At 31.8% G+C, this 25,843-nt stretch carries 23 protein-coding genes; 14 read left to right on the plus strand and 9 right to left on the minus strand.

Features of this window, described 5'->3' with window-relative positions; translation table 11 throughout:
* Positions 1–17: 17 nt before the first annotated feature.
* From MHH94_RS03025 to MHH94_RS03035, 3 genes are all read right to left on the minus strand, one after another.
* Complete coding sequence (locus MHH94_RS03025; protein WP_107609488.1) at positions 18–950, minus strand: DMT family transporter; 933 nt, start codon at positions 948–950, stop codon at positions 18–20.
* Entirely contained in the window at positions 947–2,245 is a 1,299-nt protein-coding gene (locus tag MHH94_RS03030) for a D-serine ammonia-lyase (RefSeq protein WP_340839635.1), read from the minus strand. The genes MHH94_RS03025 and MHH94_RS03030 overlap by 4 nt, the downstream gene beginning before the upstream one ends.
* 314 nt (positions 2,246–2,559) lie before the next feature.
* Positions 2,560–4,005: a carbon starvation CstA family protein gene (locus MHH94_RS03035; protein WP_058591196.1), complete on the minus strand. Its 1,446-nt coding sequence runs from the start codon at positions 4,003–4,005 to the stop codon at positions 2,560–2,562.
* Positions 4,006–4,225: 220 nt separating this feature from the next.
* Here MHH94_RS03035 and fdhF point away from each other — a divergent pair, with 220 nt between their 5' ends.
* From fdhF to MHH94_RS03055, 4 genes are all read left to right on the plus strand, one after another.
* Entirely contained in the window at positions 4,226–7,165 is a 2,940-nt protein-coding gene (gene fdhF, locus MHH94_RS03040; RefSeq protein ID WP_340839637.1) for a formate dehydrogenase subunit alpha, read from the plus strand.
* The gene (locus MHH94_RS03045) at positions 7,165–7,635 is read left to right on the plus strand and encodes a DUF1641 domain-containing protein (protein WP_048541188.1); all 471 of its coding nucleotides are present in this window, start codon (positions 7,165–7,167) and stop codon (positions 7,633–7,635) included. The genes fdhF and MHH94_RS03045 overlap by 1 nt, the downstream gene beginning before the upstream one ends.
* Positions 7,636–7,758: 123 nt before the next feature.
* Positions 7,759–8,526: an N-acetylglucosaminidase gene (locus MHH94_RS03050; protein ID WP_048541187.1), complete on the plus strand. Its 768-nt coding sequence runs from the start codon at positions 7,759–7,761 to the stop codon at positions 8,524–8,526.
* A 105-nt stretch (positions 8,527–8,631) separates the two neighbouring features.
* Positions 8,632–9,759, plus strand: coding sequence for an FAD-dependent monooxygenase (locus MHH94_RS03055; protein ID WP_340839641.1), 1,128 nt, complete (start codon positions 8,632–8,634; stop codon positions 9,757–9,759).
* 241 nt (positions 9,760–10,000) lie between these two features.
* Here MHH94_RS03055 and MHH94_RS03060 read toward each other — a convergent pair whose 3' ends face one another.
* Positions 10,001–11,548, minus strand: coding sequence for a solute symporter family protein (locus MHH94_RS03060; protein ID WP_048541185.1), 1,548 nt, complete (start codon positions 11,546–11,548; stop codon positions 10,001–10,003).
* Positions 11,545–11,856, minus strand: a complete 312-nt coding sequence (locus MHH94_RS03065; RefSeq protein ID WP_078354967.1) for a DUF485 domain-containing protein — start codon at positions 11,854–11,856, stop codon at positions 11,545–11,547. The genes MHH94_RS03060 and MHH94_RS03065 overlap by 4 nt, the downstream gene beginning before the upstream one ends.
* A gap of 261 nt (positions 11,857–12,117) precedes the next feature.
* On the opposite strand from MHH94_RS03065, the gene MHH94_RS03070 reads away from it, so the two are divergent.
* The 3 genes from MHH94_RS03070 to gmpC are packed head-to-tail and all read left to right on the plus strand — an operon-like array spanning position 12,118 to position 14,670.
* Positions 12,118–13,137, plus strand: coding sequence for a methionine ABC transporter ATP-binding protein (locus MHH94_RS03070; RefSeq protein ID WP_048541182.1), 1,020 nt, complete (start codon positions 12,118–12,120; stop codon positions 13,135–13,137).
* Positions 13,137–13,796, plus strand: coding sequence for a methionine ABC transporter permease (locus MHH94_RS03075; protein WP_048541180.1), 660 nt, complete (start codon positions 13,137–13,139; stop codon positions 13,794–13,796). Before MHH94_RS03070 ends, MHH94_RS03075 begins: the two co-directional genes overlap by 1 nt.
* A 31-nt stretch (positions 13,797–13,827) precedes the next feature.
* Positions 13,828–14,670: a dipeptide ABC transporter glycylmethionine-binding lipoprotein gene (gene gmpC, locus MHH94_RS03080; protein WP_048541178.1), complete on the plus strand. Its 843-nt coding sequence runs from the start codon at positions 13,828–13,830 to the stop codon at positions 14,668–14,670.
* A 42-nt stretch (positions 14,671–14,712) separates the two neighbouring features.
* Here the strand turns inward: gmpC and MHH94_RS03085 are convergent, their stop codons facing one another.
* The 3 genes from MHH94_RS03085 to MHH94_RS03095 all read right to left on the minus strand — a co-directional run bounded on the left by MHH94_RS03085 (position 14,713) and on the right by MHH94_RS03095 (position 17,340).
* Complete coding sequence (locus tag MHH94_RS03085) at positions 14,713–16,005, minus strand: cation:dicarboxylate symporter family transporter (protein ID WP_049320138.1); 1,293 nt, start codon at positions 16,003–16,005, stop codon at positions 14,713–14,715.
* Positions 16,006–16,236: 231 nt separating this feature from the next.
* A complete protein-coding gene (locus MHH94_RS03090; protein ID WP_058591191.1) occupies positions 16,237–16,635 on the minus strand; it encodes a DUF4870 domain-containing protein in 399 nt (132 codons plus the stop codon).
* A gap of 144 nt (positions 16,636–16,779) precedes the next feature.
* Complete coding sequence (locus MHH94_RS03095; protein WP_048541175.1) at positions 16,780–17,340, minus strand: CHAP domain-containing protein; 561 nt, start codon at positions 17,338–17,340, stop codon at positions 16,780–16,782.
* A gap of 380 nt (positions 17,341–17,720) precedes the next feature.
* On the opposite strand from MHH94_RS03095, the gene nhaC reads away from it, so the two are divergent.
* Positions 17,721–19,121, plus strand: coding sequence for a Na+/H+ antiporter NhaC (gene nhaC, locus MHH94_RS03100; protein ID WP_048541173.1), 1,401 nt, complete (start codon positions 17,721–17,723; stop codon positions 19,119–19,121).
* Between the two features lie 41 nt (positions 19,122–19,162).
* On the opposite strand, the gene MHH94_RS03105 is transcribed toward nhaC, so the two are convergent.
* Positions 19,163–19,942 carry a CHAP domain-containing protein gene (locus MHH94_RS03105; RefSeq protein WP_119650493.1) on the minus strand — a complete coding sequence of 260 codons (780 nt, stop codon included), beginning with the start codon at positions 19,940–19,942 and terminating at the stop codon, positions 19,163–19,165.
* A 487-nt stretch (positions 19,943–20,429) separates the two neighbouring features.
* Here MHH94_RS03105 and MHH94_RS03110 point away from each other — a divergent pair, with 487 nt between their 5' ends.
* The 6 genes from MHH94_RS03110 (at position 20,430) to MHH94_RS03135 (ending at position 25,705) form a co-directional block, all read left to right on the plus strand.
* Entirely contained in the window at positions 20,430–22,436 is a 2,007-nt protein-coding gene (locus MHH94_RS03110) for a helix-turn-helix domain-containing protein (protein ID WP_078354963.1), read from the plus strand.
* 19 nt (positions 22,437–22,455) lie between these two features.
* Complete coding sequence (locus tag MHH94_RS03115) at positions 22,456–23,202, plus strand: transcriptional regulator, SarA/Rot family (RefSeq protein ID WP_078354962.1); 747 nt, start codon at positions 22,456–22,458, stop codon at positions 23,200–23,202.
* Between the two features lie 30 nt (positions 23,203–23,232).
* Positions 23,233–23,781 (plus strand): tubby C-terminal domain-like protein, encoded by a 549-nt coding sequence (locus MHH94_RS03120; protein WP_058591187.1) that lies wholly within the window; start codon positions 23,233–23,235, stop codon positions 23,779–23,781.
* A 24-nt stretch (positions 23,782–23,805) separates the two neighbouring features.
* Positions 23,806–24,171 (plus strand): hypothetical protein, encoded by a 366-nt coding sequence (locus MHH94_RS03125; RefSeq protein WP_232181925.1) that lies wholly within the window; start codon positions 23,806–23,808, stop codon positions 24,169–24,171.
* 128 nt (positions 24,172–24,299) lie between these two features.
* Complete coding sequence (locus tag MHH94_RS03130) at positions 24,300–25,352, plus strand: LLM class flavin-dependent oxidoreductase (RefSeq protein ID WP_048541162.1); 1,053 nt, start codon at positions 24,300–24,302, stop codon at positions 25,350–25,352.
* Entirely contained in the window at positions 25,352–25,705 is a 354-nt protein-coding gene (locus MHH94_RS03135; RefSeq protein WP_025906850.1) for a DoxX family protein, read from the plus strand. Before MHH94_RS03130 ends, MHH94_RS03135 begins: the two co-directional genes overlap by 1 nt.
* The last annotated feature ends 138 nt before the right edge of the window (positions 25,706–25,843 follow it).

Genomic DNA, 25,843 nt, shown 5'->3' on the forward strand with positions numbered 1-25,843 from the left:
ACCTCCTTAGTGTTAAATTAGAATAATTTAAGAATGACAATGCCAACAAAGACTAATATTGCGCCAATTAATCGTCTCGTTGTAATTTTAAATTTTGGTGTATTAAATAAACCGAAATGATCAATTAAGAGCCCCATTAACATTTGTCCAAATATAACGACCATTAATGTAAGTGCTGCACCGAGTTCAGGCATAAGTAATATGTTCGTCGTAACAAATACAACACCTAATGCACCACCAATAAAGTAAATCGGTTTAATCGTACCTTGTTCAGGTTGATGGAAGCTAAAACGAATTCTACGAACAAGAATAAGTGAAAGAAAGAATAAAGCGATTGTCCCAACAGCAAATGAAATAAGTGCAGAAAAATAAAATGAATCTACTTCATATCTGAGTGCACTATTAATAGCTGTTTGAATAGGGGGAAGACAACCAGTCATAATACCGAGTATCATCCAATAGTTTGTATGATTAGATTGTGTTGTAATGACACGTGATGAGTTCTTTTTATAATTCATTAATAATATACCCAGTAACATCAGAATTACGCCAGAAATTCTTCCGATATTGATTGTATGAATGTCAGCATCAAATAATCCAAATTGGTCGATGATCAGTCCCATAATGATTTGACCAGAAACTGTCATCACGACTGTTAATGCTGCGCCAATTCTTGGAAGTAACAATAAATTACCTGTTAAAAAGACGACGCCTAATAGACCACCTGTAAACCAAACGTATGAAAAGTCTTGATTCATTATAAATGAAGGTGTTAATTTTTGTGGATTCATAATAGTATTCACAATGATTAACACAATGGTTCCAATTAAGAATGAATAAAATGATGCGAGTATGGGTGATTTCGTGTAACTACCAAGTTTCGTATTAATAGATGTTTGTAATGGTACACATAACCCTGCTAAAATGCCTAGAATAATTAATAAAATCAATCTTCATAACCCCTTTTTTCTATATCTACAGCTTCTTGATAATAAATCTTTTGTTCATTTTCTGGCACCATATTACCACCTGTTGACCAAACGAGGTGCGTGGCATTTTCAGAATCATAATTTAAATCATGAATATATTTCAAACCTTGGAAACCTGAAGTAGCAGAAGGTTCTATAAAGATATTTTCATGATCTTTTAAAGATTTTAAATAAAGATAAAGTTGATGGTCATTCACAGTACATGAACCAAACAATAGTGAAGTCATTATGTTTCCGACTAATTTAGAAGGGCGACTGACTGCTAAACCATCTGCAATTGTTTTTCCAGATAAACCTATATCTTGAACGGAAATTTGATCATGTAGTTGTGTAATCATACCTAAAGTCATACAAGGTGCTTCAGAAGGTTCAATAAAGATAGGATATACATGATCACCATAAATAAGTTTTAATCCAAATGCGACACCACCAGGACCACCACCAACGCCACATGGTAAATAGACGTATAACGGATGCTCTTTATCTACATGAATATTTAAGTCTTTCAATTGATGTTTAAGTCTTAGTGCGCTGACTGCATATCCTAAAAATAAATCTTTAGATGCTTCATCATCAACAAAGTAGCAATATGGATCATCTGCTGCAACTTTACGACCTTCTTTTACAGCATAACCATAATCTTGAACATGTTCTACGACTTCGACTCCTTTAGAACGGAGAAGGTCTTTTTTCCATGTCTTAGCATCTTGAGACATATGAACTGTTACTTTGAAACCTAATTTGGCACTCATAATACCAATGCTTAATCCTAAATTGCCAGTTGATCCAACAGCAATTCTGTATTTAGAGAAAATAGATTGATATTGTTCAGTAGCAAGTAGGCGGTAATCACTATTAATCGTAAAATTAGTTTCTTTAATTGCCGTTTCCTCAGCAAACTTTAGCACTTCATAAATGCCACCACGTGCTTTAATAGAACCAGAAATAGGTAAAGCGTGGTCACCTTTAAGTAATAAATGTCCCTTTAAATGGCTGAATCGTGCTCTTTTGAAATGATCTAATGAAAAAATTTGAGATTCAATTTTTCCATTATTTTGTTTCGTTTCAGGAAAGACTTCTTCAATATACGGGGCAAAACGTGCCAATCTTTGTTCAGCATCTAATACATCATCCATTGAAAATGGTAAGTCAGTAGTCGCTAAATAGTCAGGGTTTTTCCAGAATATTTCTTCTCCACGTTTAATATTAGAAATAATAGGATACGTATCTTCTAATGATTTTATGTCTATAGACATGAATAATCTCTCCTTTTTAAAATATGATGTAATACAATAGTACAACTGTTTCAATATTATAGATAGATTGTGATTATAAAAAATATATGATTATTTGTATCCTTTAACAATAATAGGAGATTTGGTAGTTTTGGGATTCCAAAAACGGCATGTATATAGTGGGTGAGTTAATTACAAAAGTCGGTCGAAGTGTAACTAAGGGGCTGTTAATTACAAAACCCGACCAAACTGTAACTAAAAACCCCATAATCATCACTTCACACCAAACATACTCAACAAAAAGACTTCCGACGTATAATCGGAAGTCTCAATTTTTATGATGTATATAAATCTCTTGTAGGTGTCGGGATTCTACTTGGATCTGCATGTTTAATAATTGCACGTACATATAATGAAGCGACAATTAGAAATACCACTGATCCGCCTATTACAGATGTTTGATATGGTAATGATAATCCTTCAGGTGCATATAACACATACACGCTAATTGCAGCTGTCATGAATAATGCTGGTATCCCGGCTACTAAATGTTTCTTGCCATATCTTAATAAGTAACTTACACTTACCCACAACATAACGGTTGCGACGATTTGATTAGAGAATCCAACGTATCTCCATAAGAATGAATAATCAATTGTTGATAGTAAGAAAGCTGGTAATCCTACAGCAAAGCTTGCTGCAATCATTAATACTTTTGGTTTAATATTTATTTTATCTCTCATGAAATCTTCTATAATCATTCTTGAACTTCTAAGTGCAGTATCACCAGTTGTAATAGGTAGGATGATAACACCAAGTAGTGCAAGGATACTACCAAATGGTCCTAATAGTTCCATTGAGATTTGGTCAACTACACCAGCTGGACCAATAGATTGTAATTTTGTTGCTAATCCTTCTGTACCACCGAAGAATGTCATACCAGCTGCTGCCCAAATTAATGCAATAATACCTTCTGAAATCATTGCACCATAAAAGACTTTTCTACCTTCTGATTCATTTTTAACTGTTCGTGAAATGATTGGACTTTGCGTACAATGGAAACCTGAAATTGCACCACAAGATATTGTCACCATAAGTAATGGCCAAACAGGTAGTTCTTTAGGATGCATATTATGAATGGTAATTTCAGGAATAGGTTTACCACTGAATATTAAAGCAACGGCTACACTAACTGCCATAACGATTAAGATAACACCGAATATTGGATAAATACGTCCAATTATTTTATTGATAGGAAGAATAGCTGCTAGTATAAAGTATGTAAAAATGATAACTAATGCTACGAAGAATGAAATAGGTGTCTTGCTTGATAATAATTGAGCTGGACCAGCAACAAAAGCAGCTGCAACGAGCACCATCAAGACGACAGACACAACGTCTGTGAACACTCTAATAATTTTACCTAAATAATGTTGTACAAGCATAGGGAACTGTGCACCGCCATGTCTCAAACTTAGCATGCCTGAGAAGTAGTCATGTACACCTCCAGCGACGATACAACCTACAACAATCCAGATAAATGCTACAGGTCCATATAAAGCACCAGCTACTGCACCAAATATCGGACCCAATCCAGCTATGTTGAGCAGTTGAATCATCCATCCTTTCCAAGCAGGCATAGGTACAAAATCCATATTATCTTGTTTACTATACGCTGGAGTTTGTTTATCTGGATGTATCTCGAATACACGTTCAACATATTTTCCGTAAAAGATATACCCCAAAATTAAAATAATAATACTAGAAATAAATGTAACCATTGTAAAACCTTCTTTCGAACTAAGAATATTCATAGATTAGCAAAAATTTTACAGTGTATCAATAATATTTTTGAAATTTCTGAAAATTTGTCGATATAGTAAACGTAACAATTATTTGCAATTGTAAAATTACAAAATTATAATCAAAAGTAAGCCTTTTCATTTAAAGATGATTATATTTGGCTTTTTTGGGCATAATTTCAAAGAGGGGGTAGTCAATATGCAAGAACATCAGGTTATAACAATTGATGGTAAAGATTTTCTTGTAGAAGAGGGCATGAGGCTATTGGACTTTATTAAAGCTGAAAAGTTATCCTTTGTGCCGTCTATATGCTACAACGAATCTTTAGGACCGATTGAAACGTGTGACTCATGTGTCGTTGAAGTTAATGGGCAACTTCAACGTGCGTGCAGTACGATGATTGAGAATGGTATGGTTGTGAATACGCAACTTGAATCTGTAAAATCAGCTCAGAAACAAGCATTGGACAGAGTGCTTGAACACCATGAATTATATTGTACAGTTTGTGATTATAATAATGGCAATTGCGAAATTCATAATACAATGGGTGAATTTGGTTTGGAACATCAATCTAATCCATTCCAATCTAAAGGTTATGAAAAAGATTTTGGGGCATTTTATAGATATGATCCGGATCAATGTATTTTATGTGGAAGATGTGTAGAGGTATGTCAAGATGTACAAGTGAACGAAACATTGACGATTGATTGGAAAAGAAAACAACCTAGAGTTATTTGGGACAATGATCGTGCGATTGATGAATCAAGTTGTGTGAATTGTGGACAATGTGTAACGGTATGTCCATGTAATGCTTTGATGGAAAATAACATGCTAGGTAATGCAGGCTATATGACTGATCAAGAACCAGGTTTATTACGTTCGATGATTGAACTCACTAAAAAAGCTGAAACTGGGTATGGACCTCTATTTGCGATTTCTGATTCAGAAGCGGCGATGAGAGAAGATGTTATTAAGAAGACTAAGACAGTATGTACATACTGTGGTGTAGGTTGTTCTTTTGATGTTTGGACAAAAGATAGAGAAATATTAAGAGTGTTACCGCATGAAGATTCTCCAGCAAATCATATTTCTACGTGTGTAAAAGGGAAATTTGCTTGGGATTATGTGAATTCTGAAGATAGATTAACTAAGCCTTTGGTTAGAAAAGAAGGCTATTTCCAAGAAGTTGAATGGGATGAAGCTTTGAGAGTGATCAGTACTCGATTTTCTCAAATTAAAAATCAATATGGTAAAGATGCATTAGCGTTTATTTCATCTTCTAAATGTACGAATGAAGAATCTTATTTAATGCAGAAATTAGCGAGACAAGTTATCGGAACGCATAATGTCGATAATTGTTCTAGATATTGTCAATCACCAGCTACTCAAGGATTGTTTAGAACTGTAGGTTACGGTGGTGATTCCGGTTCAATTGAAGATTTAGAAAAAGCTAAAATGGTCATTACTATCGGTACAAACACAGCTGAAGCACATCCTGTTATAGCGAGTAGAATTAAACGTGCACATAAATTATTAGGACAAAAATTATATGTATTTGATATTAGAAAACATGAGATGGCTGAACGTGCAGATAAATTTTATCAACCAAATCCTGGTACAGATTTAGTTTGGCTATCAGCTGTAACAAAATATATTATCGACCAAAATTGGCACGATAAAGCTTTTATCAATAAATGGGTTAATGATTTTGATAGTTATTATGACAGTCTTAAAACGTTTACGTTAGAGCATGCAGAAAGTCTAACGGGCATTAGTCAAACAGAACTTAAACATATTGCTAAACAAGTTGCAGAAACTGAATCTCTATCCATTTGTTGGGCTATGGGTGTAACGCAACATCGTATCGGTAGTGATACAAGTACAGCCATTTCTAACTTATTGTTAGTAACAGGTAATTATATGAGACCTGGCACAGGTGCTTATCCTTTAAGAGGTCACAACAATGTTCAAGGATGTAGTGATATGGGCAGTATGCCAAACACATTCCCAGGATATCAAGATGTGTCTGATGATGAAGTGAGACATAAATTTGAACAAGCTTGGCAAGTTTCGCTCGATTCAGAAAGAGGTTTGGACAACCATCAAATGATAGATAGTATACATGAAGGGACATTACACTCACTTTATATTAAAGGTGAAGATACAGGTGTTGTAGATGCTAATATTAATTATGTCAGATCAGCATTTGAGAAAATTGATTTCTTAGTCGTTCAAGATTTATTTTTATCAAAAACAGCCGAATTTGCGGATGTTGTGTTACCTGCATCTCCTTCATTAGAAAAAGATGGTACATTTACAAATACTGAAAGACGTGTTCAAAGAATAAATAAAGCATTACACACGCTTGGAGATTCAAAACCAGACTGGGAAATCATTCAATTAATTGCTCAGTCACTAGGCGCAGATTGGGATTATCAACATCCTAGTGAAATATGGTATGAAGCACAATCACTCATGCCTTTAGTTAAAGGTATTACGTATGATCGTTTAGAAGGATTTGATAGTCTACAATGGCCAATGAATGATGATGGCACAGATACACAATTATTATATACAGAAAGATTTAATTTCCCTGATGGCAAAGCTAGACTTTATCCATTGTCATTTAATGTCGAATCTAAAAAGACAAAAGAAATGTCATTACACGTTAACAATGGACGTGTATTAGAACATTTCCATGAAGGTAATATGACTTATCAAGTACCTGGTTTAAAATATAAAATGCCTAGAAACTTCTGTGAAATTTCTAAAGAACTCGCTGAAGAACACGGTATCGAAAATGGTGCGAGAGTTAATGTAACTTCTAAAGTAGGTACAGTAGAAGTGAATGTGCAAGTTACAGACAGAGTAACAGGTAATAATATTTATATTCCGTTAAATGATCAGAATGAAGGTGCACCTAACTTTGTAACAGATAGTGATGTTGATAAAGATACAAATACACCAGCATATAAAGATAATTATGCGAAGTTAGAAGTTATCACTAAAAAAGGCAAATCACCTATACCTAAACATAATTCGCGGTTTGGTAATAGACAGCCACAGATTAGTGTGAGAGTACAAGACAAGTGGGCGAAATCAAGTTATACATTCCCTAGTAAAGGTGGCGATGCATAATGGGTGAAAGAGTTAAAGTGATTAAGAAAATTCATAAAAGTAGAGAATATATAATTGAAGAAAATATGAATGACATTAAATCACGATTATCAGATCGAAAAATTGCCATTGAAAAAGGAATTGATATACTCGATGCACTGGAAGAAGCGGAAGCGTTAGATGCATTTCACGCAGCCATTGTGCAACGTAAAATCATTACGAAAAATATCGTCAATGAACTGAATAAAGAACAATATGAAGGTATTTTAGGAAATCTTGGACAAGTTCTATTTCTATTAGGAGAATTGGATATAGAAGAAACATCTACTTTCGTGAGAAGGATTAATAACGGCATGAAAGTTGCGAATAGGGCTAATCCTTATAAGAAGACTTCTGTTACAGATTTATTAGGCGCACTTAAAGATCCAGAAATTAATCAAAGTGTAACGCTATTATTGAACTTTTTAAAAGGTATGAGTAGAGACGAGTGAGACAGATTTCTGTCTCACTCTTATTTTTTGAAAACATTTCGTTGAAATTTAAGAAAATATAAGATAAGTTAAAACAGTAACATTGCTTATACAAATAGAAAAGGTGTGAATATTATTAACTTTTTGAGAGAAAGGTTTTCTTTAATTTTAGGGCTCACAATTATTATTATATTTATTGTTTTATTATTTATTTTTGAGTCTCCTTTTTTTAAAAATCATCAAACACATACTTATGAAGAAGCGCTCGAAATTCAAACGCAAAGTGATGCACCAGCTGTTACACAAAAGGACAATAAATTCGTGTATGCTGATAAAAAAGATATAGATAAATTTATGGATATTGACAAAAGTCAGACAGACTTTCAATTCATAGATATATCTAAAAAAGTAGATGTATCAGAAAAACAAGTTAAAGACATTTTAAAAGATAAAGGCATATTAAAAGGTAAAGAAAAAGCTTTTATAGAAGCCCAAGAAAAATATGATGTCAATATCATCTACTTGATGAGTCATGCTTTTATCGAAACTGGAAATGGTAATTCTGAATTGGCAAGTGGTGTCAAAATGTCCAACGGTAAAACATTCTATAATTTCTATGGGATTGGGGCATTTGATCAAGATGCTGTAGAAACGGGTAGTAGTTATGCGCGTAAGAAAGGTTGGACTTCTCCAGAAAAAGCTATAAATGGAGGCGCAGAATTTATTAAAAAGGACTATCTTAACAATGGGCAAGACACATTATATAAAATGAGATGGAACCCTTATAATCCTGGACAACATCTATATGCAACAGATGTGAATTGGGCAACAAGTATCGGTAAAATTATGGAAGGTTATTATGATGACCATAATTTGAAGAAATCAAAAGTCCATAAAGACTATTACAAATAAAGGTTACCCCTAGTTCAATATGAACTAGGGGTAAAGATATATAAGGATTCGTGTTAAAATAAAGTTTATAATCAAATTTTTATTTCAAGGAAAGTAGTGAACAAAATGAAAATTGCTGTAATTGGGGCAGGCATCGGTGGATTAACGACTGCTGGATTACTAAGTCAAACGGGACATGAAGTTTATGTTTATGAACAACGTGGCAATTTAGAACAAGATGGCGCCGGTTTAGGCATTGGAAGTAATGTCCTTAAAGCATTAAAACAATATAAAATGGCATATGCAATTGAGCAAGAAGGCCAACCATTAAGAAAAATAGAAATTAGATCTGATTTAGATGAATTTTTAAATTCATTAATGATGGATCAAGATGAACATAAAAATATTACGATTCATAGAAAAGTGTTACATGAAATCTTAAAAACACATGTACCATCAGATAATATTTATTTAAATCATGAAGTTAAAACGTTTAAACAAACAGCTGACGATGTACGACTTTATTTTACAAATGGTATAGAAGAACAATTTGATTTAGTAATTGCTGCAGATGGTATACATTCAAAAGTAAGAACACAACTTTTTCCGAAATCAGCACCTAAGTATGCTGGATACACTTGTTTCAGAGGCGTTGTAAATGAGAAGTTAAATATTGAACAAGACGTTACATTAGAATATTGGGGACATAAAGGAAGATTTGGCATAGTTCCTTTAAAAGACAACGAATTATACTGGTTCTGCACAATGAATGCTAAAGAAAATGATTTGCAATTTAAGTCATTTGAGAAACCACATCTTCAAGCATACTTCAATCAATTCCCAGATGAAGTAAGAACCGTATTAGATGCACAAGAAGAAACAGGCATATTACATCATGATATGTATGACCTCGTACCATTGAAATCATTCGTTTCAAATAGAGTTGTTCTATTAGGTGACGCAGCACATGCAACAACACCGAACATGGGACAAGGTGCAGGCCAAGCAATAGAAGACGCCGTAACATTAGTTAATTTAATAAACGATCGAGATACAGAATCAGCCTTAAAACGATATGACAAATTAAGAACGAAACATACTAAAAAAGTCATTATAAAATCAAGAAAAATCGGTAAAGTAGCACAATCTTCAAGTACTTTAAAAATTAAAATAAGAAATAAAATGCTCAAACAAAAATCTTCAAAATCACTTAGTAAAAAAGTGAAGTTCTTACAAAAAGCAAAATTAAAATAAGTAAAAACCGCTTAGACACGACGGATGTCTAAGCGGTTTTTGACATTTAATAAGTTAGTTGGTTGTGATAATTACTAGAATTCTGAGAAATGGTAGTTAGAACCGTTTAATTACCAGAATTCTAAGAAGTTATAGTTAGGAGCATCTAATAGGGACATTATTCGGAATTGTGTCTCTAACAGCCTCTTAGGGACATTACTCGGAATTCTGTCCCTAAATACTTCACCAACATTACTAATTTTTAATGTGTAATATCTGAAGTTGATATACCTGTTGCTGATTTAACTTGTACTTCTTGGAATTTATCATGTGATTCTGATTTACCTAGGAATGTTCCTAAAAATGCACCAATAAAGCCTGCTGGTACTGATATGATTGCAGGATTTGATAAAGGGAATATTGGCGACATTGTAATAAATGCTGTTCCTTCTGGATTCATGACATTTGGACTTAGTATAACGAGTATAAGTGACACGATTAAGCCGACAGCTATTCCTGTGATGGCACCGTGTGTATTAAATCTCTTCCAAAATATCGTAAATACAATGACTGGTAAATTTGCACTTGCTGCGACACAAAATGCTAATGATACTAAGAATGCTACGTTTAAATTTTGAGCAAATAAGGCTAATATAATGGATACGACTGAAACTGCTAATGAAGCTAATTTTGCTGCTTTCATCTGTTCACGTTCGCTTATTTTACCTTTTTTAATGACTTGCCCGTAAATATCATGTGCGAATGCAGACGCGCCTGTTAATACTAAACCTGCTACTACTGCCAATATCGTAGCAAATGCAACGGCCGAAACAAATGACATTAGGAAATCTCCACCTAATTTTGCTGCTAATAATGGGGCTGCCATATTACCAGCAGGGTTGGCGCTAATAATTTCTTCACGTGTTAATAATGCTGCTGCGCCAAATCCAAGGAATATCGTTAAAATGTAAAAGATACCGATAATCCATGTTGCCCACATAACAGAAGACCTTGCCGTTTGAGCATCTTTAACTGTAAAGAATCGCATCAATATGTGTGGTAATCCAGCTGTACCAAATAATAACGCAATAATTAATGAGATGTTATCTAACGGTGGTTTACCTTGTGAACCTGGATTAATAAATTCACCTTTGAAATCAGATGACTTAATGTTATGCATTTCACCAAACATCGTAGAAAGGTTGAAGTCAAAATGTAATAACACTAAAAATGAAATAATCACAGTGCCAATCATAAGTAATACTGCTTTAACCATTTGTACCCAACTTGTTGCTGTCATACCACCAAATAATACATAAATGGTCATCATAATACCAACTAGAATAACAGCGAGTGTATAAGGTATACCAAATAGTAATTGAATAAGTGCACCTGCACCAACGAGTTGTGCAAGCATATAGAAAATAACTATTGTAATAGAAGAAACTGCAGCCATTGCTCTCACTTTTTTCAATTCAAATCGTGCTGCAATCATATCTGCTAAAGTATATTTACCAAGATTTCTTAACGGCTCAGCTACAATGTATAACACAATAAGATAAGCTGTTAAATAACCGATACTATAGAAAAAACCATCAAACCCCCATAATGCGATGGCACCTGCTATACCTAAAAATGATGCGGCAGATAAATAATCACCTGCAATTGCCAATCCATTTTGCCAACCTGTTAAGCCACCACCAGCAGTGTAGAAGTCATTTGCTGATTGCGTTCTTTTAGATGCAAAATATGTAATAAACAATGTGATCCCGACAAATACTAAAAACATAACGACAACGATGACATTCATAAGTTTTGCTCCTCTCTATATGCTTTTAATAGTTCCTCAGCATCTTTATCAAAAGACTTCGCTTTTCGCATGTACAAAGTGACAAGTGTCCAAACCATAATGAATAATAATAAAGCGTAAATCCATGCCCAAGAGATATTCCAAAATGCAATATTATTCAAGATGTTTGTATAACCAGTTAATACTGGAAATAGGAGCGTTGCAATAATAAAGAATATAGAGATAGGAAATATGAAATTACTTCTTTTTTTCAGAAGTTCTTTAAACTTTGGATCTGCTGCTAAACGCTTGAAATCATGCTCTGCCATACTTATAACCCCCTTATTTTTAGATGTAAAAATACATCTTAAGTTTCATTTTATTTGTTGTTCACAAAGTTGTCAATAAATTATTGATAGCGCTTACATTAATAAAAATTCATTAAGAACATGTTAATCAATCATTAAAGAGAAAAAATACAATATAGATAAATGAATATTTAGAAAAATTTGATTATAAGTATTGACGATAAAAGGAAACACCCATATAATTCTTATCATATTAATAAGAATTCGGAAGGGATAAATACGATGATTGAATTTAAAAATGTAAATAAAATTTTCCAGCAAAAGAATTCTAAAATCCAAGCTTTAAATGATGTCAGTTTTAAAGTCGAAGAACAAGATATTTTTGGCGTAATTGGATATAGTGGAGCAGGAAAAAGTACGTTAATAAGACTTGTTAATGTATTGGAAGAAAAAACAACGGGAGAGGTCATTGTAGATGGCCATGACATCAATCAGTATTCAAAGAAAGAATTACAAAGTGTTAAGAAAAATATCGGCATGATATTCCAACATTTTAATTTATTAAATTCTAAAACAGTGTTTAATAATGTTGCGATGCCGCTTATTTTGCAAGGTACAAGTAAAGATAAAATTAAAGCTAAAGTAGATGAACTACTCAAGTTTGTTGGTCTAGAGGATAAAGGGAAGCAATATCCAAATGAATTATCTGGCGGACAAAAACAAAGAGTGGCTATTGCAAGAGCACTCGTGACAGATCCTAAAATATTATTATGTGACGAAGCAACAAGTGCACTTGACCCGGCTACGACAGATTCTATATTGAAATTATTGAAAAGTGTCAATGAAGAGTTTGGTGTCACAATTCTACTGATTACACATGAAATGAGTGTGATACAGAAGATTTGTAACAAAGTCGCAGTGATGGAAAATGGTAAAGTAATCGAAATTGGACCTGTATTAGATGTCTTTAGCCATCCTAAAACAGCAACAGCGAAGAACTTTGTATCTACAGTTATTACAACAGATATATCACCTAATTTAAGAAAATTAATACCAACTGATCATCAAGCAACAGACATTAAATTATATATAGATGGAGATAAAGTGACACAATCTATCATTAATGACTTAATTACAAAATATCAAGTTCAAATTAATGTATTGTTTGCTTCAATGTCAGATATTCAAGGCACACCTGTAGGGTACTTAACGTTACGTTTGAAAGGTGACGACAGTGCAATTAGAAGAAGCTTTGCCCATTTAGATTCATTAAATATAGAATTTGAGGAGGTTGGTGCATAATGTTCGGATCATCATTAGATTCTTCACTATTGTTAGATTCTATATATCAAACTTTATACATGGTAACTGTATCACTTGTATTAGGTGCCTTAATTGGTATTCCATTAGGTATTTTGTTAGTGATTACAAGAAAAAATGGTATATGGGAAAATGTCATTATTTATTATTTACTCAACCCAATTATTAATATTTTCAGATCATTACCTTTTATTATTTTATTAATTGCGATTGTACCTTTTACTAAATTAATTGTAGGTACTTCAATAGGTACATCTGCAGCAATTGTACCACTGACTGTTTATGTTGCACCTTATATAGCAAGATTAGTAGAAAACTCATTATTAGAAGTTAATTCTGGAGTTATTGAAGCTGCACATTCAATGGGTGCTTCACCATTTCAAATTATTAGATATTTCTTATTACCGGAAGCATTAGGTTCATTAATTTTAGCATTAACAACTTCAATTATTGGTTTAATTGGTGCTACAGCAATGGCCGGTGCAGTTGGTGGCGGCGGAATAGGTGACTTAGCACTCGCATACGGCTATCAAAGATTTGATACAATCGTCATCGTTATTACCGTTATTATACTTGTTATTATGGTACAAGTTATTCAATCTCTAGGTAATGTATTATCTAGATTAGTACGTAGAAGTTAAATAAACATTTTAATATAAAGGAGAAGTTTAAATGAAAAAAGTCTTAACATTATTAGTAGCATTAGTCTTATTACTCGCAGCATGTGGAGATAAGAAAGACGACAAAAAAGTCACAATCGGTATCGCGTCGAATGACACAGCAGTATGGGATAAAGTTAAAGAATTAGCTAAGAAAGATGGCATTGATGTCGAAATTAAACAGTTTTCAGATTACAATGTTCCAAATAAAGCTTTATCAGACGGAGACATTGATTTAAATGCCTTCCAACATTTCGCATTTTTAGATCAATTTAAGAAAGCAAATAAAGGTACAGACATTACACCTATTAGAACAACAGTGTTTGCACCGTTAGGTATATATTCTAAAGAATTAAAAGATGTAAAAGATTTAAAAAATGGTGCGAAAGTCGTGATTCCAAATGATGTTTCAAACCAAGCAAGAGCGTTAAAATTATTAGAAAAAGCAGGTTACATTAAATTAGATAAGAACTTCGGTTTAAGTGGTGGACCTAAAGACATAGTTGAAAATAAAAAGAATTTAAACATTAAAGCAGTAGATGCACAACAAACAGCGAGAGCATTAGATGAAGTGGATATTGCTGTTATTAATAATGGTGTAGCTTCAAAAGCAGGATTAGATCCAAAGAAAGACCCTATATTCTTAGAAGATCCAGATGCTAATGCAGCTAAACCTTATATCAACTTTATCGCAGCAAATACGAAAGACAAAGATAATAAAACATTCAAGAAAATTGCAGAATTATATCATTCAGAAGAAGCTAAAGATGCTTTAAAAGAAGATACTAAAGACGGAGAAATTGTTGTAGACTTAAAACAAGATGAAATTAAAGAAATTGTGGATTCACTAAAATAAACTAAAATAAAAAGATTCGGCTCCCCTTAGCCGAATCTTTTTTTATGATGCTTTTTTCAATGATTTTAAGTATTCTTGTCCTTTTGCATGGTCATATTTGTTTTCCCATTTAGAGATAACAACTGTTGATAGTGCGTTACCTACAACATTGACACATGTTCTTGTCATATCTAATAGTCTGTCTATACCAATAATTAATGCAAGTCCTTCTGGATTTAATCCCATAGATCCTAATGTTGTAATAAGAACAACTATAGAAGTACCAGGAACAGCAGCCATACCTTTAGATGTAATCATCAATGTAAACATCAATATTAACTGTTCAACAAGTGTTAAATGGACACCATACATCTGTGCAACAAATAATGCTGCGATTGATTGGTATAAGGCTGAACCATCTAAGTTAAATGTATATCCTGTTGGTACAACAAATGAAACAACATCTTTTGGTGCACCGAACTTTTCCATTTTTTCCATTACTGATGGTAGTACTGTCTCTGAACTTGAAGTTGAGAATGCTAACAATAAGTCGTCTTTTAATATGTGAATAATAGAGAATACGCTGATGCCACAAATTTTTGCGACAATCCCTAATACAACAATAATAAAGAATACCATTGCACCTACAACAACTGCTAATAGCTTAACTAATGGAATTAAAGCAGATAATCCAAATGTCATAATCGTTACACAGATAAAAGCAAATACACCGTAAGGCGCTAATCGTAATATTCTATGTATCATCCAGAATACAGCTTCTAATGTTCCGCTTAATACATCTTTAACTGGCTGACCTTTTTCACCAACTGCAGCGATTGCTAATCCGAAGAATACTGCAAAGAATATAATAGGTAGTAATTCTCCAGCTGTTAAAGCTTCAAATATATTTGTAGGTATGATGCCAACTATTGTATCTATCATATGGTTACCATAAGTCGATTTTTCTGCAGCATCGGCAGTTTGTTCGTATTTAGAAATATCACCTTTAGGTAATTTGTTTGCGTCAATCCCTAATCCAGGTTTGAATAAGTTTCCGAATATAATTCCCAATCCAATTGCAATTGTAGTGATGATTTCAAAGTATAAAATTGTTTTCCAACCATATCTACCAACTGTATGCATATCACCAACGTTTGAAATTGATAATGCTAGTGAACAGAAGACAATTGGAATAACAATCATTTTAATAAGGTTTAAAAAGATATCTCCAATAGGTCGAATGAATTTAATCAAATGGTCTTGTCCGTGTAAAAAGTATCCTACTACAACACCTAATACTAAAGCGATTAATATTTGTGTCGGTAAGCTTATATATCTTCTTCTCGGTTTTTTAATTTTTTGATCCAAAAAAACTCCTCCTTTAAAGCACTGTAGTAATAAAGTACAAAAAAAATTATGCCTTTCCATAAAATGGAAGTGCACAAATAACGTTTAAAAAGGGGATTCATAAAATTCGGTACTCTTAAGATTATAAGAGTATACATCATTCTATCATGAAATTAAATATTCGTATTTAATCAGTTTTACCACAAAAAAGAAAAATAACACTTTCGAAAAATGAAAGTGTTACTTGATCATACGGATTGATAATGGTGGTAAATAAGTTTCTCCATTGTATGCTTTGATAGCACCAATAACAGTAAAGACAAAAGCTAAAATAGCTAATATTGGTATTAAAATAAAACCTACTAGTATTAAACATAATAGGGAAGCAACAAGTCCCCAAATCGTATATGAAATAAAGAAATTTAAATAATCTTTACCAATTTTATCAACGAATGGAGAGTTCTCTCTTTTAATTAACCAAATGATAAGTGGCGCAAAAAATGAAGCAAAGAAACTTGTTAAATATATAAGCATACCAAATAATCTATCATCATCAGTTGTATCTATGTGTTGTGATACATCTTCATATGTTGAATGTGTTGAAGTTTGTTGAAATGGATTTTGTTCGTTTTCACTCATGTATAATCCCTCCTAACTTAATTTAAGTATACAATTTTTTATCGCTGTAGCCAATCAATAATATAAATTAATTATTTTATAAATAAAAAAGGAGATCTAGACAATGATATGCCTAGTCTCCTTTTTAGATATATTATATTAATCTTAGTGAATGTAGTTGTAAGTACCAGCTTCTGAAGCTGAGATAGTACGAGTTGATACAACACCTTCACCTTGGTAGTTCATTTCTGAAACTTCAACACTACCGTCAGAGTTTACATTTTCAACGTATGCTACGTGACCGTAAGCACCTGCTGTTGATTGTAAGATTGAACCTTTTTTAGGTGTGTTGTTTACTGTGTAACCATCTGCTGCTGCATTTGCTGCCCATTGGTTAGCATTTCCCCAAGTTGAGCTAATTGGGTCTCCATCTGCTTGCTTTTTGTCAAATACATAATAAGTACATTGTCCAGCAGTGTATAAGTTAGCTGATGAACTTGAAGTTTGAGTTGCAGTTTGAGTAACTGATGAAGTAAATGATTGACTCATGTTTGAAGTATTGTAATTTTGGCTATAATTATTAGTATAGTTAAAGTTTTGAGTTTGAGTTTGGTTTTGAATTGGAGCTTGAGCGTTATCGAAAGTATCTGCTGAAGCTTCACCATTTCCAATTACTGTTGTTGCTAGTCCCGTAGATAATACTGCGAATGCTGTTAATTTTTTCATTATAAATAATCCTCCGTAAATTTCGTATATGTTTTAAATTTAAATTTTTAGTTTTGTTTGTGTCGTTTTCCGACGACAAATAATACTTTAACAGATGTTTTTATGTTTGTGTGTGTTTTCATACAGTTGTTACTTAATCATAATCAGATACAATATTTTAGTAATATTTTTGACCAATTATGACAAACAGTAATATAGAAAATATACCGATAATATAAGGTTTTACGAGGAATTTTTAGAAAATTAATGTCATTAGCTTGTAATATATGTATTAAGGATTAAATCATTGAAAAAGAGTAGTTAGCAAATCATTTGCGACTACTTTTTTCATATATAAAATAATATGATTACTTTTCTAAGTATATGGAAGGGGGCATTATATGAAGAGATTACCAACTTTATTTGAAGCAATTTCCACAATTTTATTTATGGGGTTAGTCGTATTGATTGGTTTTGGGATTTTACATTATCCAATTCAGCCATTATTAATTATTGCGGCTGTTTATGCGAGCTTTATAGCCATTAGAGTAGGCTTAACTTGGGAAGACTTGCAAGATGGCATTACAAAGAGGCTAGCAACTGCAATGCCAGCTATATACATAATATTTGCAGTCGGTATTTTAATAGGTACGTGGATGTATTCAGGTACTGTACCTGCTTTAATTTACTATGGTTTAGAAACGATTAATCCGACATACTTTCTAGTAACTGCATTTGTCATAACAGCCGTTACATCTGTCGCAACAGGTACTGCATGGGGATCAGTAGGTACTGCCGGTATAGCTTTAATGGCGATTGCTAATGAGATGAATATTCCGATAGGTATGGTTGCAGGTGTTGTAATAGCTGGTGGAGTGTTTGGAGATAAAATGTCACCACTTTCAGATACAACTAATTTAGCTGCATTAGTAACGAAAGTAAATATCTTTAGGCATATTCAACATATGATGTGGACGACAATACCTGCATCAATTATAGGGCTCATTGTATGGTTTATAGTAGGTTTACAATTTGATGCTAAAAATGTAGAAAGCAAAAGAATAAATGAATTATTGAGTAATATTGATACGGCTTTTAATTTGAATTTTTGGGTATGGATACCAGTCATTGTTATCGTATTAGGTATTAGTATAGGAAAACCTACTGTACCGATGATGTTATTATCCAGTTTAGTCGCAATGTTTGTAGGTGTGTTTAATAATGGATTTGAAATTGTAGATGCATTTAATGTAACGATGCAAGGTTTCAACATCAATATGACAGGCTTATCTGAAAATGATGCATCAAGTTCAATGGTAGAACTGTTAAAACGTGGTGGCATTATGAGTATGACTGAAATTGTTGTAACGATTTTTTGTGGTTATGCTTTTGCGGGTATTGTAGAAGCATCTGGCAGTTTAAAAGTTATTTTAACGACAATATCTAGTAAAGTTTCTAAAGATTCACATCTGATATTAGTTACGATAGCGGGAAGTTTAATACTCGTTTTTGCAGCTGGTGTTGCATCTGTCGTGATTATTATGATAGGTGTACTGTTAATGGAAATGTATAATGAGCGTAATTTAGATCGTGTGAACTTATCAAGAACGCTAGAAGATTGCGGAACAATGGTGTTGCCATTTATTCCTTGGGGAACTTCAGGTATATACTATCGAGATTTATTGCATGTTTCATTAGGAGATTTCTTCTGGTGGGCTGTTCCATGTTATTTATGTGTAATCTTTGCAGCGTTTTATGGTATAACAGGTATCGGTATTAAAAAAGTAAAAACAAATGCATAAAAAAAGAGCAATCATAGCGATTGCTCTTTTTTTTATTCATCTTAGTGAATGTAGTTGTATGAACCAGCTGCTGAAGCTGAGATAGTACGAGTTGAAACAACACCTACACCTTGGTAGTTCATTTCAGAAACTTGGATAGAACCGTCAGAGTTTACTTTATCAACGTAAGCTACGTGACCATAACCACCAGCTGTAGTTTGTAATACTGAACCTGCAGATGGGTTGTTATTTACTGTGTAACCAGATTGTGCTGCTGCACTAGCCCAGTTATTAGCATTTCCCCAAGTGCTACCTAAGTCAGGACGTTTGCTGAATGCATAATAAGTACATTGTCCAGCAGTGTATAAGTTAGCTCCTCCACCAGTTGATGGGCGAGAAGTTGATGTAGTTGTAGTGCTTACATTTGAACTTGAGTTTGATGTAGTTGCTGTATTGCTGCTAGTTGATGGTGCTTGTGTAGTTGTTACACGAACATTGTTTTGATTTGAAGATGTGTTATGTGAATCTCCTAAACCACCACCATTTGGTGCAGCATTGAATGCTGGTTGTGAATAATTTGTATTTGAAGCTGCTTCGTTATTTGAAGAAGCAGTGTTAGATGCTACTTGTTGTTGAGCTTGGTTACCATAATGAGATGATGGATTCCAGTTACCTTCCCATGTGTAGTGGTAGTTACCTTGTTGGTCAATTGTGTAATTGTAAGAATAAGAATATGGATCGTTTGAATTATATCCTTGTGTATTTTCTGCTGCATCTGCGTCATGTGCCATAAATGTTGCGATTCCTGCCGTTGCGATTGCTGCTGTTGCGATTTTCTTCATAATAAATAAATCCTCCTAGATAATTTAAAAATAATTTTTCGTATATGTTTTATGTTTTTTTTCTAATAAGTTTTTTCTTCGCTGTTAATCAACAAAATCTACTTTATCAGAAATCGTTTAGTTTGTGTTGAATGTTAAAGCTTTGTAATTTAATTTAAATATCTAAAGATTTCATGTAATAATTCCGAACATTTTACACTGAATAAAGAACGTTGTAATACCAACGTTTTTAAGTACTTTTAGGTGTTGTACACGATTCTTTGTTACACGTTTGTAATATTTAAGACATAATAAAATAATTGACTTTGGATAATACTATGAAAAATTATATCCAATAAACAAAAGAATATTGCATCTGAAGGATTAAAATAAGTACAAAATTTCATAATAAAAAGTCAAGAATAAAGTATTTTTAGTAATATTTGTTGAATTATAATTATCATAAATAGTAAATAAAGATGTTTCATAAGGAATTGGGGTGTTTAACATGTTGTATGATGGTAATTTTAAGATTTATCAACCATTAAATATTCAATCTGATTTTAATATGGGGTTAATACTGCTATATGTAATAGAAGGAAGTAGTAAAATATATATCAATGGTAAACGTAAAGTATATCAAGCAAATGACATTCTTATCATAAATGATTTAGAACAATATCGTATTTATTCTAATGAAGATACAGTTATAGCTAGTTTATATTTATCAAGATGTGAACTTGATTATTTTTTTCAATTCGAAAAAAAGTACTATATTGATGTAGATAAACTTGATTACAATGTTATTAGATTTTACATGAATAAGGTACTCGCCAATTATATTAAATATAAAAAAGACAAGGACATAAATATGTTTGATGTAATTAAGCAATTAATGATGACATTGCGATTATATAGAATTGTAAATGAAAATCATGATTATTTTTTAAATAATGATATACATAAAGCAATCAATTATATGTATGAACATTATAAAGAGAAGTTATATATTGCTGAAGTTGCGACGAATTGTATTTTATCAGTGAGATGGTTTTCAGAAAATCTAGAAGAAATAACAGATATGAAATATAGAGAACTTAGAAAAAATATTCGTTTATCCTACGCCATATTTGACTTGATTTATTCAAAGAAGTCTATAACGCAAATTGCAGGTGATAATGGTTTTACTTACGAATCAAACTTTATAGCAAGTTTCAGAGATAAATATCATATAACACCAGCGAAATATCGAAAGCAACTCACAAATGATCAGTATTATCCATTTAATAATAAGCGCTCGAATCTTCTTGAAAATTTTAATAAGATATCTCAGGAAATTAGAGCTTTGACAAACAATTTTGTAGATTTTATTAGTTTAGATATTAATATAGACTCACAGCTAACATCAAATATGCCATCATCAAACTTATTAATATATATCAGAAACATTGAGGCACTAACAAATAATTTTCAACAATCAAAACTTTTAACGATGAGGAGAGAAATTGGGCAATATGGTTTATTATTCTCGCATTCATTACTTGATGAGTTTTTAAATGAAGCTAATTTTGAGAAAAATAGATTAATGCATCAAATGTTTTCATTTTCTTTAGAGCATCAATTTGAAATTTCATTTGAATTAAAGTTGTCTAGAAATAAAAATCTAGAGGCGTTTGAAGAAGACTTAAAGAAACTTTTAAATTATCTAATCGATTGTACATACTACTATGGACAGCGACAATTTCATTTCTATTTAAATATGACATTTTACCAATATAATCATATCTATAAAATGATAAAAGACACATTAAAAGATTCAAAAGTAACACTAATATTAAATAATCGGGATAAATACTTAACTAACCGAATGACAAATATAATGGAAGGAAATAAACAAATTGCCTATAAAGTTTACCATGAATTAGTCTCCGATAGAGAAATAACTACTATATTAAAGAATAATTCTTCGATAAATATCTTATATCAACCGACAACCCCTAATCGAATTTATTCACTTATTGAAACATTTAAATGGTGTTTAGAATATAAGCAAAGAATTTCAATTATTATAGATGATACTTGGATTGATAGTATGATACCTTCACAGAGCAGTCACCTTATGATAAAAGAATTACAGTTAAATAAAGAAAGTCAGTATCAGTTATTCGAATTAATATTAACTTTAAAAAGATTAAGAGGAAATATCATATTTTTTAATGGCAGTATCCTCATAACGCATTATTTAAATGAATATCAGCTATTAATCTTCCCAAACAATAAACTGTTTAATAAGCTGCAGCAAAAACTAAATATTACTGGTTTAAACATTGAGGAATTTGAGTTTAGAATTCACGATATTTTTATTAAGCGTAATAAGGCAATTAATCAGCAGTTTAATGAAGAAACGAATAAAAATATAAATACAATAAATTTAAAAAAAGAATCAAAAAAATTAGTAATAGATTATGATTCTTCAGCGGATGTCATTAAACATATCTATATAAAACGAAAATAAACTAAGGTGGTATTGAGCTATGATTGAACATAAGAACGAATTATTGAAATTTAATTATTTAAATTTTCAGGTGAAGAAAATACTAAAGAAAAATTACGCATTAAATATTTATCATTTAAAAATATTGAAATTTATTAACGATAATCAGAAGAGAAAGAAATTTACAGCTTTAGATTTTAAAGAAGTACTTCGTATTAATCAAACGATGTTAACACATGTCATATCCTATTTACATGATTTAAATTATTATAAAAAAGAACGACTAAAACAAGATGAGAGAAAAATCATTATAATAGTAGAAACTCGTCACAAAATGAAAATTTCTCAACTAATTAATCAAATAGAACTGGACTTTAAGAGTAATTTAAATGAGATATCTACACATGTAAATTCAAATTATTGTATTGATTATGCTATAGAGGTTAATAGTATGATTAGTGAAATCCATCATAATATCCATCATCAATATAGAATAAATGTTGATCAATTTATGATTTTATTATTTATAAAGATGTCTCAGAATGGATGTCGAACACTAAAAGATATTAAACAACAATTTGGATGGGATTTAGTAAAAATCAATAAATCCATAAAAGCCCTTGTGCAATTAAACTATCTTGATAAAGATAGAGCTGATACCGATGAAAGAATTGTATTAGTTTCTATTAAGCCATACAAAGAAAAAATGATTAAATTAATGATAGAAAATGTTCTAAAAGCACAAAACATTAAAAATGGTGCACAAAATTTAGCTATGGTAGAATAGTCATAATAACAGCTTATTAGGGAGGTTAATATGTCACAATATCATTTCAAAGAAAACTTTTTTGGTGCATCTACTAAACCAATTGAAGTCTATGATGAAAACAATAATCCTATATTTATACTAAGTTTGTATTACACATCCACTAGACAAGAAACATTCGCGTTATTAGGGAGAAAGAAACATAATTTTATGATCGAATTTGAAGGTGGCTCTTTTAAAGTGATACAAGAAAGATCGATAGAAGGAAAGTTAAAGACCCCTTTTAAAACTGTTTGGGAAGTATTTAAGAATGATACTAAAATAGGCACATTCGAAACAAAAATTGGATTCAAACCTAGAATAATATTTAATGGTGAAAAAAACGATACTTTGTTGTTTGAATCAGGATTTATATCTAGATCTGTTAAAGTAACAGATGACACAAATAACTTAATCATGGAAACTAAGTCTGAAAGATTTAAAATTGCATCTAATCATGATATTGATATTGTCAATTCACAATATCATCCTGCAATGTTAATTATGTTATTCCAAGTATTTTTTGAGTATCAGGAGTATCAAAGAAGTAAATCTAATTAAAATGATTAATGAAGGGGATCGTTTATGTTGTTTAAATTTTTTAAGAGAAAACAACTGAGTCAAGATGTTACTCATGAAAAACTTGAAATGGATGGCATGACTATTGTTGATGCGTATTATATACAAGATGATCAAGTTGAATTATATAAAAAAGACCGTGAAAGATATAGTGATGCATTAATTTATATTTTAAGTCAATATTTTTCCGACGTTGATAGAATGTTTGAAAATACAGATGATGGAGAAGCAATTGTCGCTTTTCAAAATGGAGAACCTCGAAAGTGTATTTATTTAAATCCAGAAACAATCGATCAATTAAGAATCTATGAACAAGAATTGCCATTAAAGCAGTCTATTTTAAAAATATGCAATTTAGAAAATGATATTTAAATAAAAATTAGCGAATAAACTTATGCATAAGTTTATTCGCTAATTTATTATTTTGTTTAATTTCATTGACAAATAACAAATTAGTATTATAATTATACCTAGTATATTAATTATATCGAGGTGAGATCATGAAATTTGAATTAGGGTTATCTTCATTTGCTGAAATCTCTCCAATTAATGGTGTGGATAAACCTTTCCCCGCACACGAAAGAATTAATCAAATCGTTGAAGAAATTAAGCTAGCTGATAAAGTAGGATTAGATGTTTATGGATTAGGGGAACATCATAGAGAAGATTATGCAGTATCAGATCCAGTTACAGTGTTATCAGCTGCGGCTAGTCAAACTAAAAATATTAGATTATCATCAGCTGTAACGGTACTATCATCTGATGATCCTGTTAGGGTTTATCAAAGATTTGCTACTTTAGATGCTATTAGTAATGGTAGAGCAGAAATTATGGCAGGTAGGGGTTCTTTTATTGAGTCTTTTCCACTCTTTGGATATGACTTAAAAGATTACGATTTACTTTATAAAGAAAAATTGGATTTATTAATGCAAATTAATGAAAATGAATCTGTAACTTGGCAAGGAGAAACAAGAGCAGCAATTGACCATTTAAAAGTATTTCCAAGAGCAGTTCAAGATAAATTACCTATTTGGTTAGCAACTGGAGGAAATCCAGAATCTTCTATGAGAGCAGGACAATTGGGATTACCTATCACTTATGCTATTATAGGAGGGGCGCCAAGTCGTTTTAAACGTAATGTAGCAATGTACAAAGCTGTTGCTGAATCAAATGGTTTTGATACATCTAAATTACCTGTTGCGACACACTCATGGGGTTACATTGCAGAAACTGATGAAGCAGCGATGGAAGAATATTATCCATCAAGTGCATATGTTATAAATCAATTAGGACGAGAACGTGGATGGCCACCATATTCAATGGAAAAATTTGAACAGGAAATTGTTCATGGTGCAATGTTTGTCGGAAGCCCTAAAACAGTTGCAGCAAAAATTATTAAACTGCACGAAGATTTAGGTGTTAATCGATTTATGTTACATTTACCAGTAGGTTCTATGCCACATGAAAAAGTATTAAAATCTATTCAACTATTAGGTGAAAGAGTTAAACCGATTGTAGATGAATATATGAAAAATAAGGAGGAAATTAAGTAATGTTAAGATATTTATTAAATGTATATGTAGGTAAACAAATTTTTGATTCAAGTCAACCAAAAGTAAAAGATGACGACGGTATGGCTCAACAATTCGAAGAAGGTTTTGGTCTTTCAAGAAACGCTATGAAATTAGCTGGCGGGCTTGAATTAGTAGGTTCAATCTTTTTATTCTTAAGTGCTTGTAACAAATCTTTATCAAGATTAGGTTCAGTACTTGTAGGGTCAGTTATGACAGTTGCAGCATATAAACATTATGAAGCTGGACATGGCTTTAAAGGTGCAAAACATGCATTAACACTTTTAGGTTTATCTGCATTAAGTTTCGTTGATACATTAGGTAAGAAAAAATAATATATAACCTTTTAATCTGGTACATTATGATGTATCAGATTTTTTGTATAATACAAAATTATGAAAATACAAAAGAAAATCTATCATCACTATTAATATATATTATTCAATTTATGACAGGATTTCTTTATATTTCAA

This window comes from Mammaliicoccus sp. FSL K6-3158 (assembly GCF_038005105.1).
GTDB lineage: Bacteria > Bacillota > Bacilli > Staphylococcales > Staphylococcaceae > Mammaliicoccus > Mammaliicoccus sciuri.

Coding starts and splice junctions, on each gene's coding strand:
- MHH94_RS03030 (WP_340839635.1), bottom strand. CDS start 2,245: ATGTCTATAGACATAAAATCATTAGAAGATACGTATCCTATTATTTCT.
- MHH94_RS03035 (WP_058591196.1), bottom strand. CDS start 4,005: ATGGTTACATTTATTTCTAGTATTATTATTTTAATTTTGGGGTATATC.
- fdhF (WP_340839637.1), top strand. CDS start 4,226: ATGCAAGAACATCAGGTTATAACAATTGATGGTAAAGATTTTCTTGTA.
- MHH94_RS03045 (WP_048541188.1), top strand. CDS start 7,165: ATGGGTGAAAGAGTTAAAGTGATTAAGAAAATTCATAAAAGTAGAGAA.
- MHH94_RS03055 (WP_340839641.1), top strand. CDS start 8,632: ATGAAAATTGCTGTAATTGGGGCAGGCATCGGTGGATTAACGACTGCT.
- MHH94_RS03060 (WP_048541185.1), bottom strand. CDS start 11,548: ATGAATGTCATCGTTGTCGTTATGTTTTTAGTATTTGTCGGGATCACA.
- MHH94_RS03065 (WP_078354967.1), bottom strand. CDS start 11,856: ATGGCAGAGCATGATTTCAAGCGTTTAGCAGCAGATCCAAAGTTTAAA.
- MHH94_RS03070 (WP_048541182.1), top strand. CDS start 12,118: ATGATTGAATTTAAAAATGTAAATAAAATTTTCCAGCAAAAGAATTCT.
- MHH94_RS03075 (WP_048541180.1), top strand. CDS start 13,137: ATGTTCGGATCATCATTAGATTCTTCACTATTGTTAGATTCTATATAT.
- gmpC (WP_048541178.1), top strand. CDS start 13,828: ATGAAAAAAGTCTTAACATTATTAGTAGCATTAGTCTTATTACTCGCA.
- MHH94_RS03090 (WP_058591191.1), bottom strand. CDS start 16,635: ATGAGTGAAAACGAACAAAATCCATTTCAACAAACTTCAACACATTCA.
- MHH94_RS03095 (WP_048541175.1), bottom strand. CDS start 17,340: ATGAAAAAATTAACAGCATTCGCAGTATTATCTACGGGACTAGCAACA.
- nhaC (WP_048541173.1), top strand. CDS start 17,721: ATGAAGAGATTACCAACTTTATTTGAAGCAATTTCCACAATTTTATTT.
- MHH94_RS03105 (WP_119650493.1), bottom strand. CDS start 19,942: ATGAAGAAAATCGCAACAGCAGCAATCGCAACGGCAGGAATCGCAACA.
- MHH94_RS03110 (WP_078354963.1), top strand. CDS start 20,430: ATGTTGTATGATGGTAATTTTAAGATTTATCAACCATTAAATATTCAA.
- MHH94_RS03115 (WP_078354962.1), top strand. CDS start 22,456: ATGATTGAACATAAGAACGAATTATTGAAATTTAATTATTTAAATTTT.
- MHH94_RS03120 (WP_058591187.1), top strand. CDS start 23,233: ATGTCACAATATCATTTCAAAGAAAACTTTTTTGGTGCATCTACTAAA.
- MHH94_RS03125 (WP_232181925.1), top strand. CDS start 23,806: ATGTTGTTTAAATTTTTTAAGAGAAAACAACTGAGTCAAGATGTTACT.
- MHH94_RS03130 (WP_048541162.1), top strand. CDS start 24,300: ATGAAATTTGAATTAGGGTTATCTTCATTTGCTGAAATCTCTCCAATT.
- MHH94_RS03135 (WP_025906850.1), top strand. CDS start 25,352: ATGTTAAGATATTTATTAAATGTATATGTAGGTAAACAAATTTTTGAT.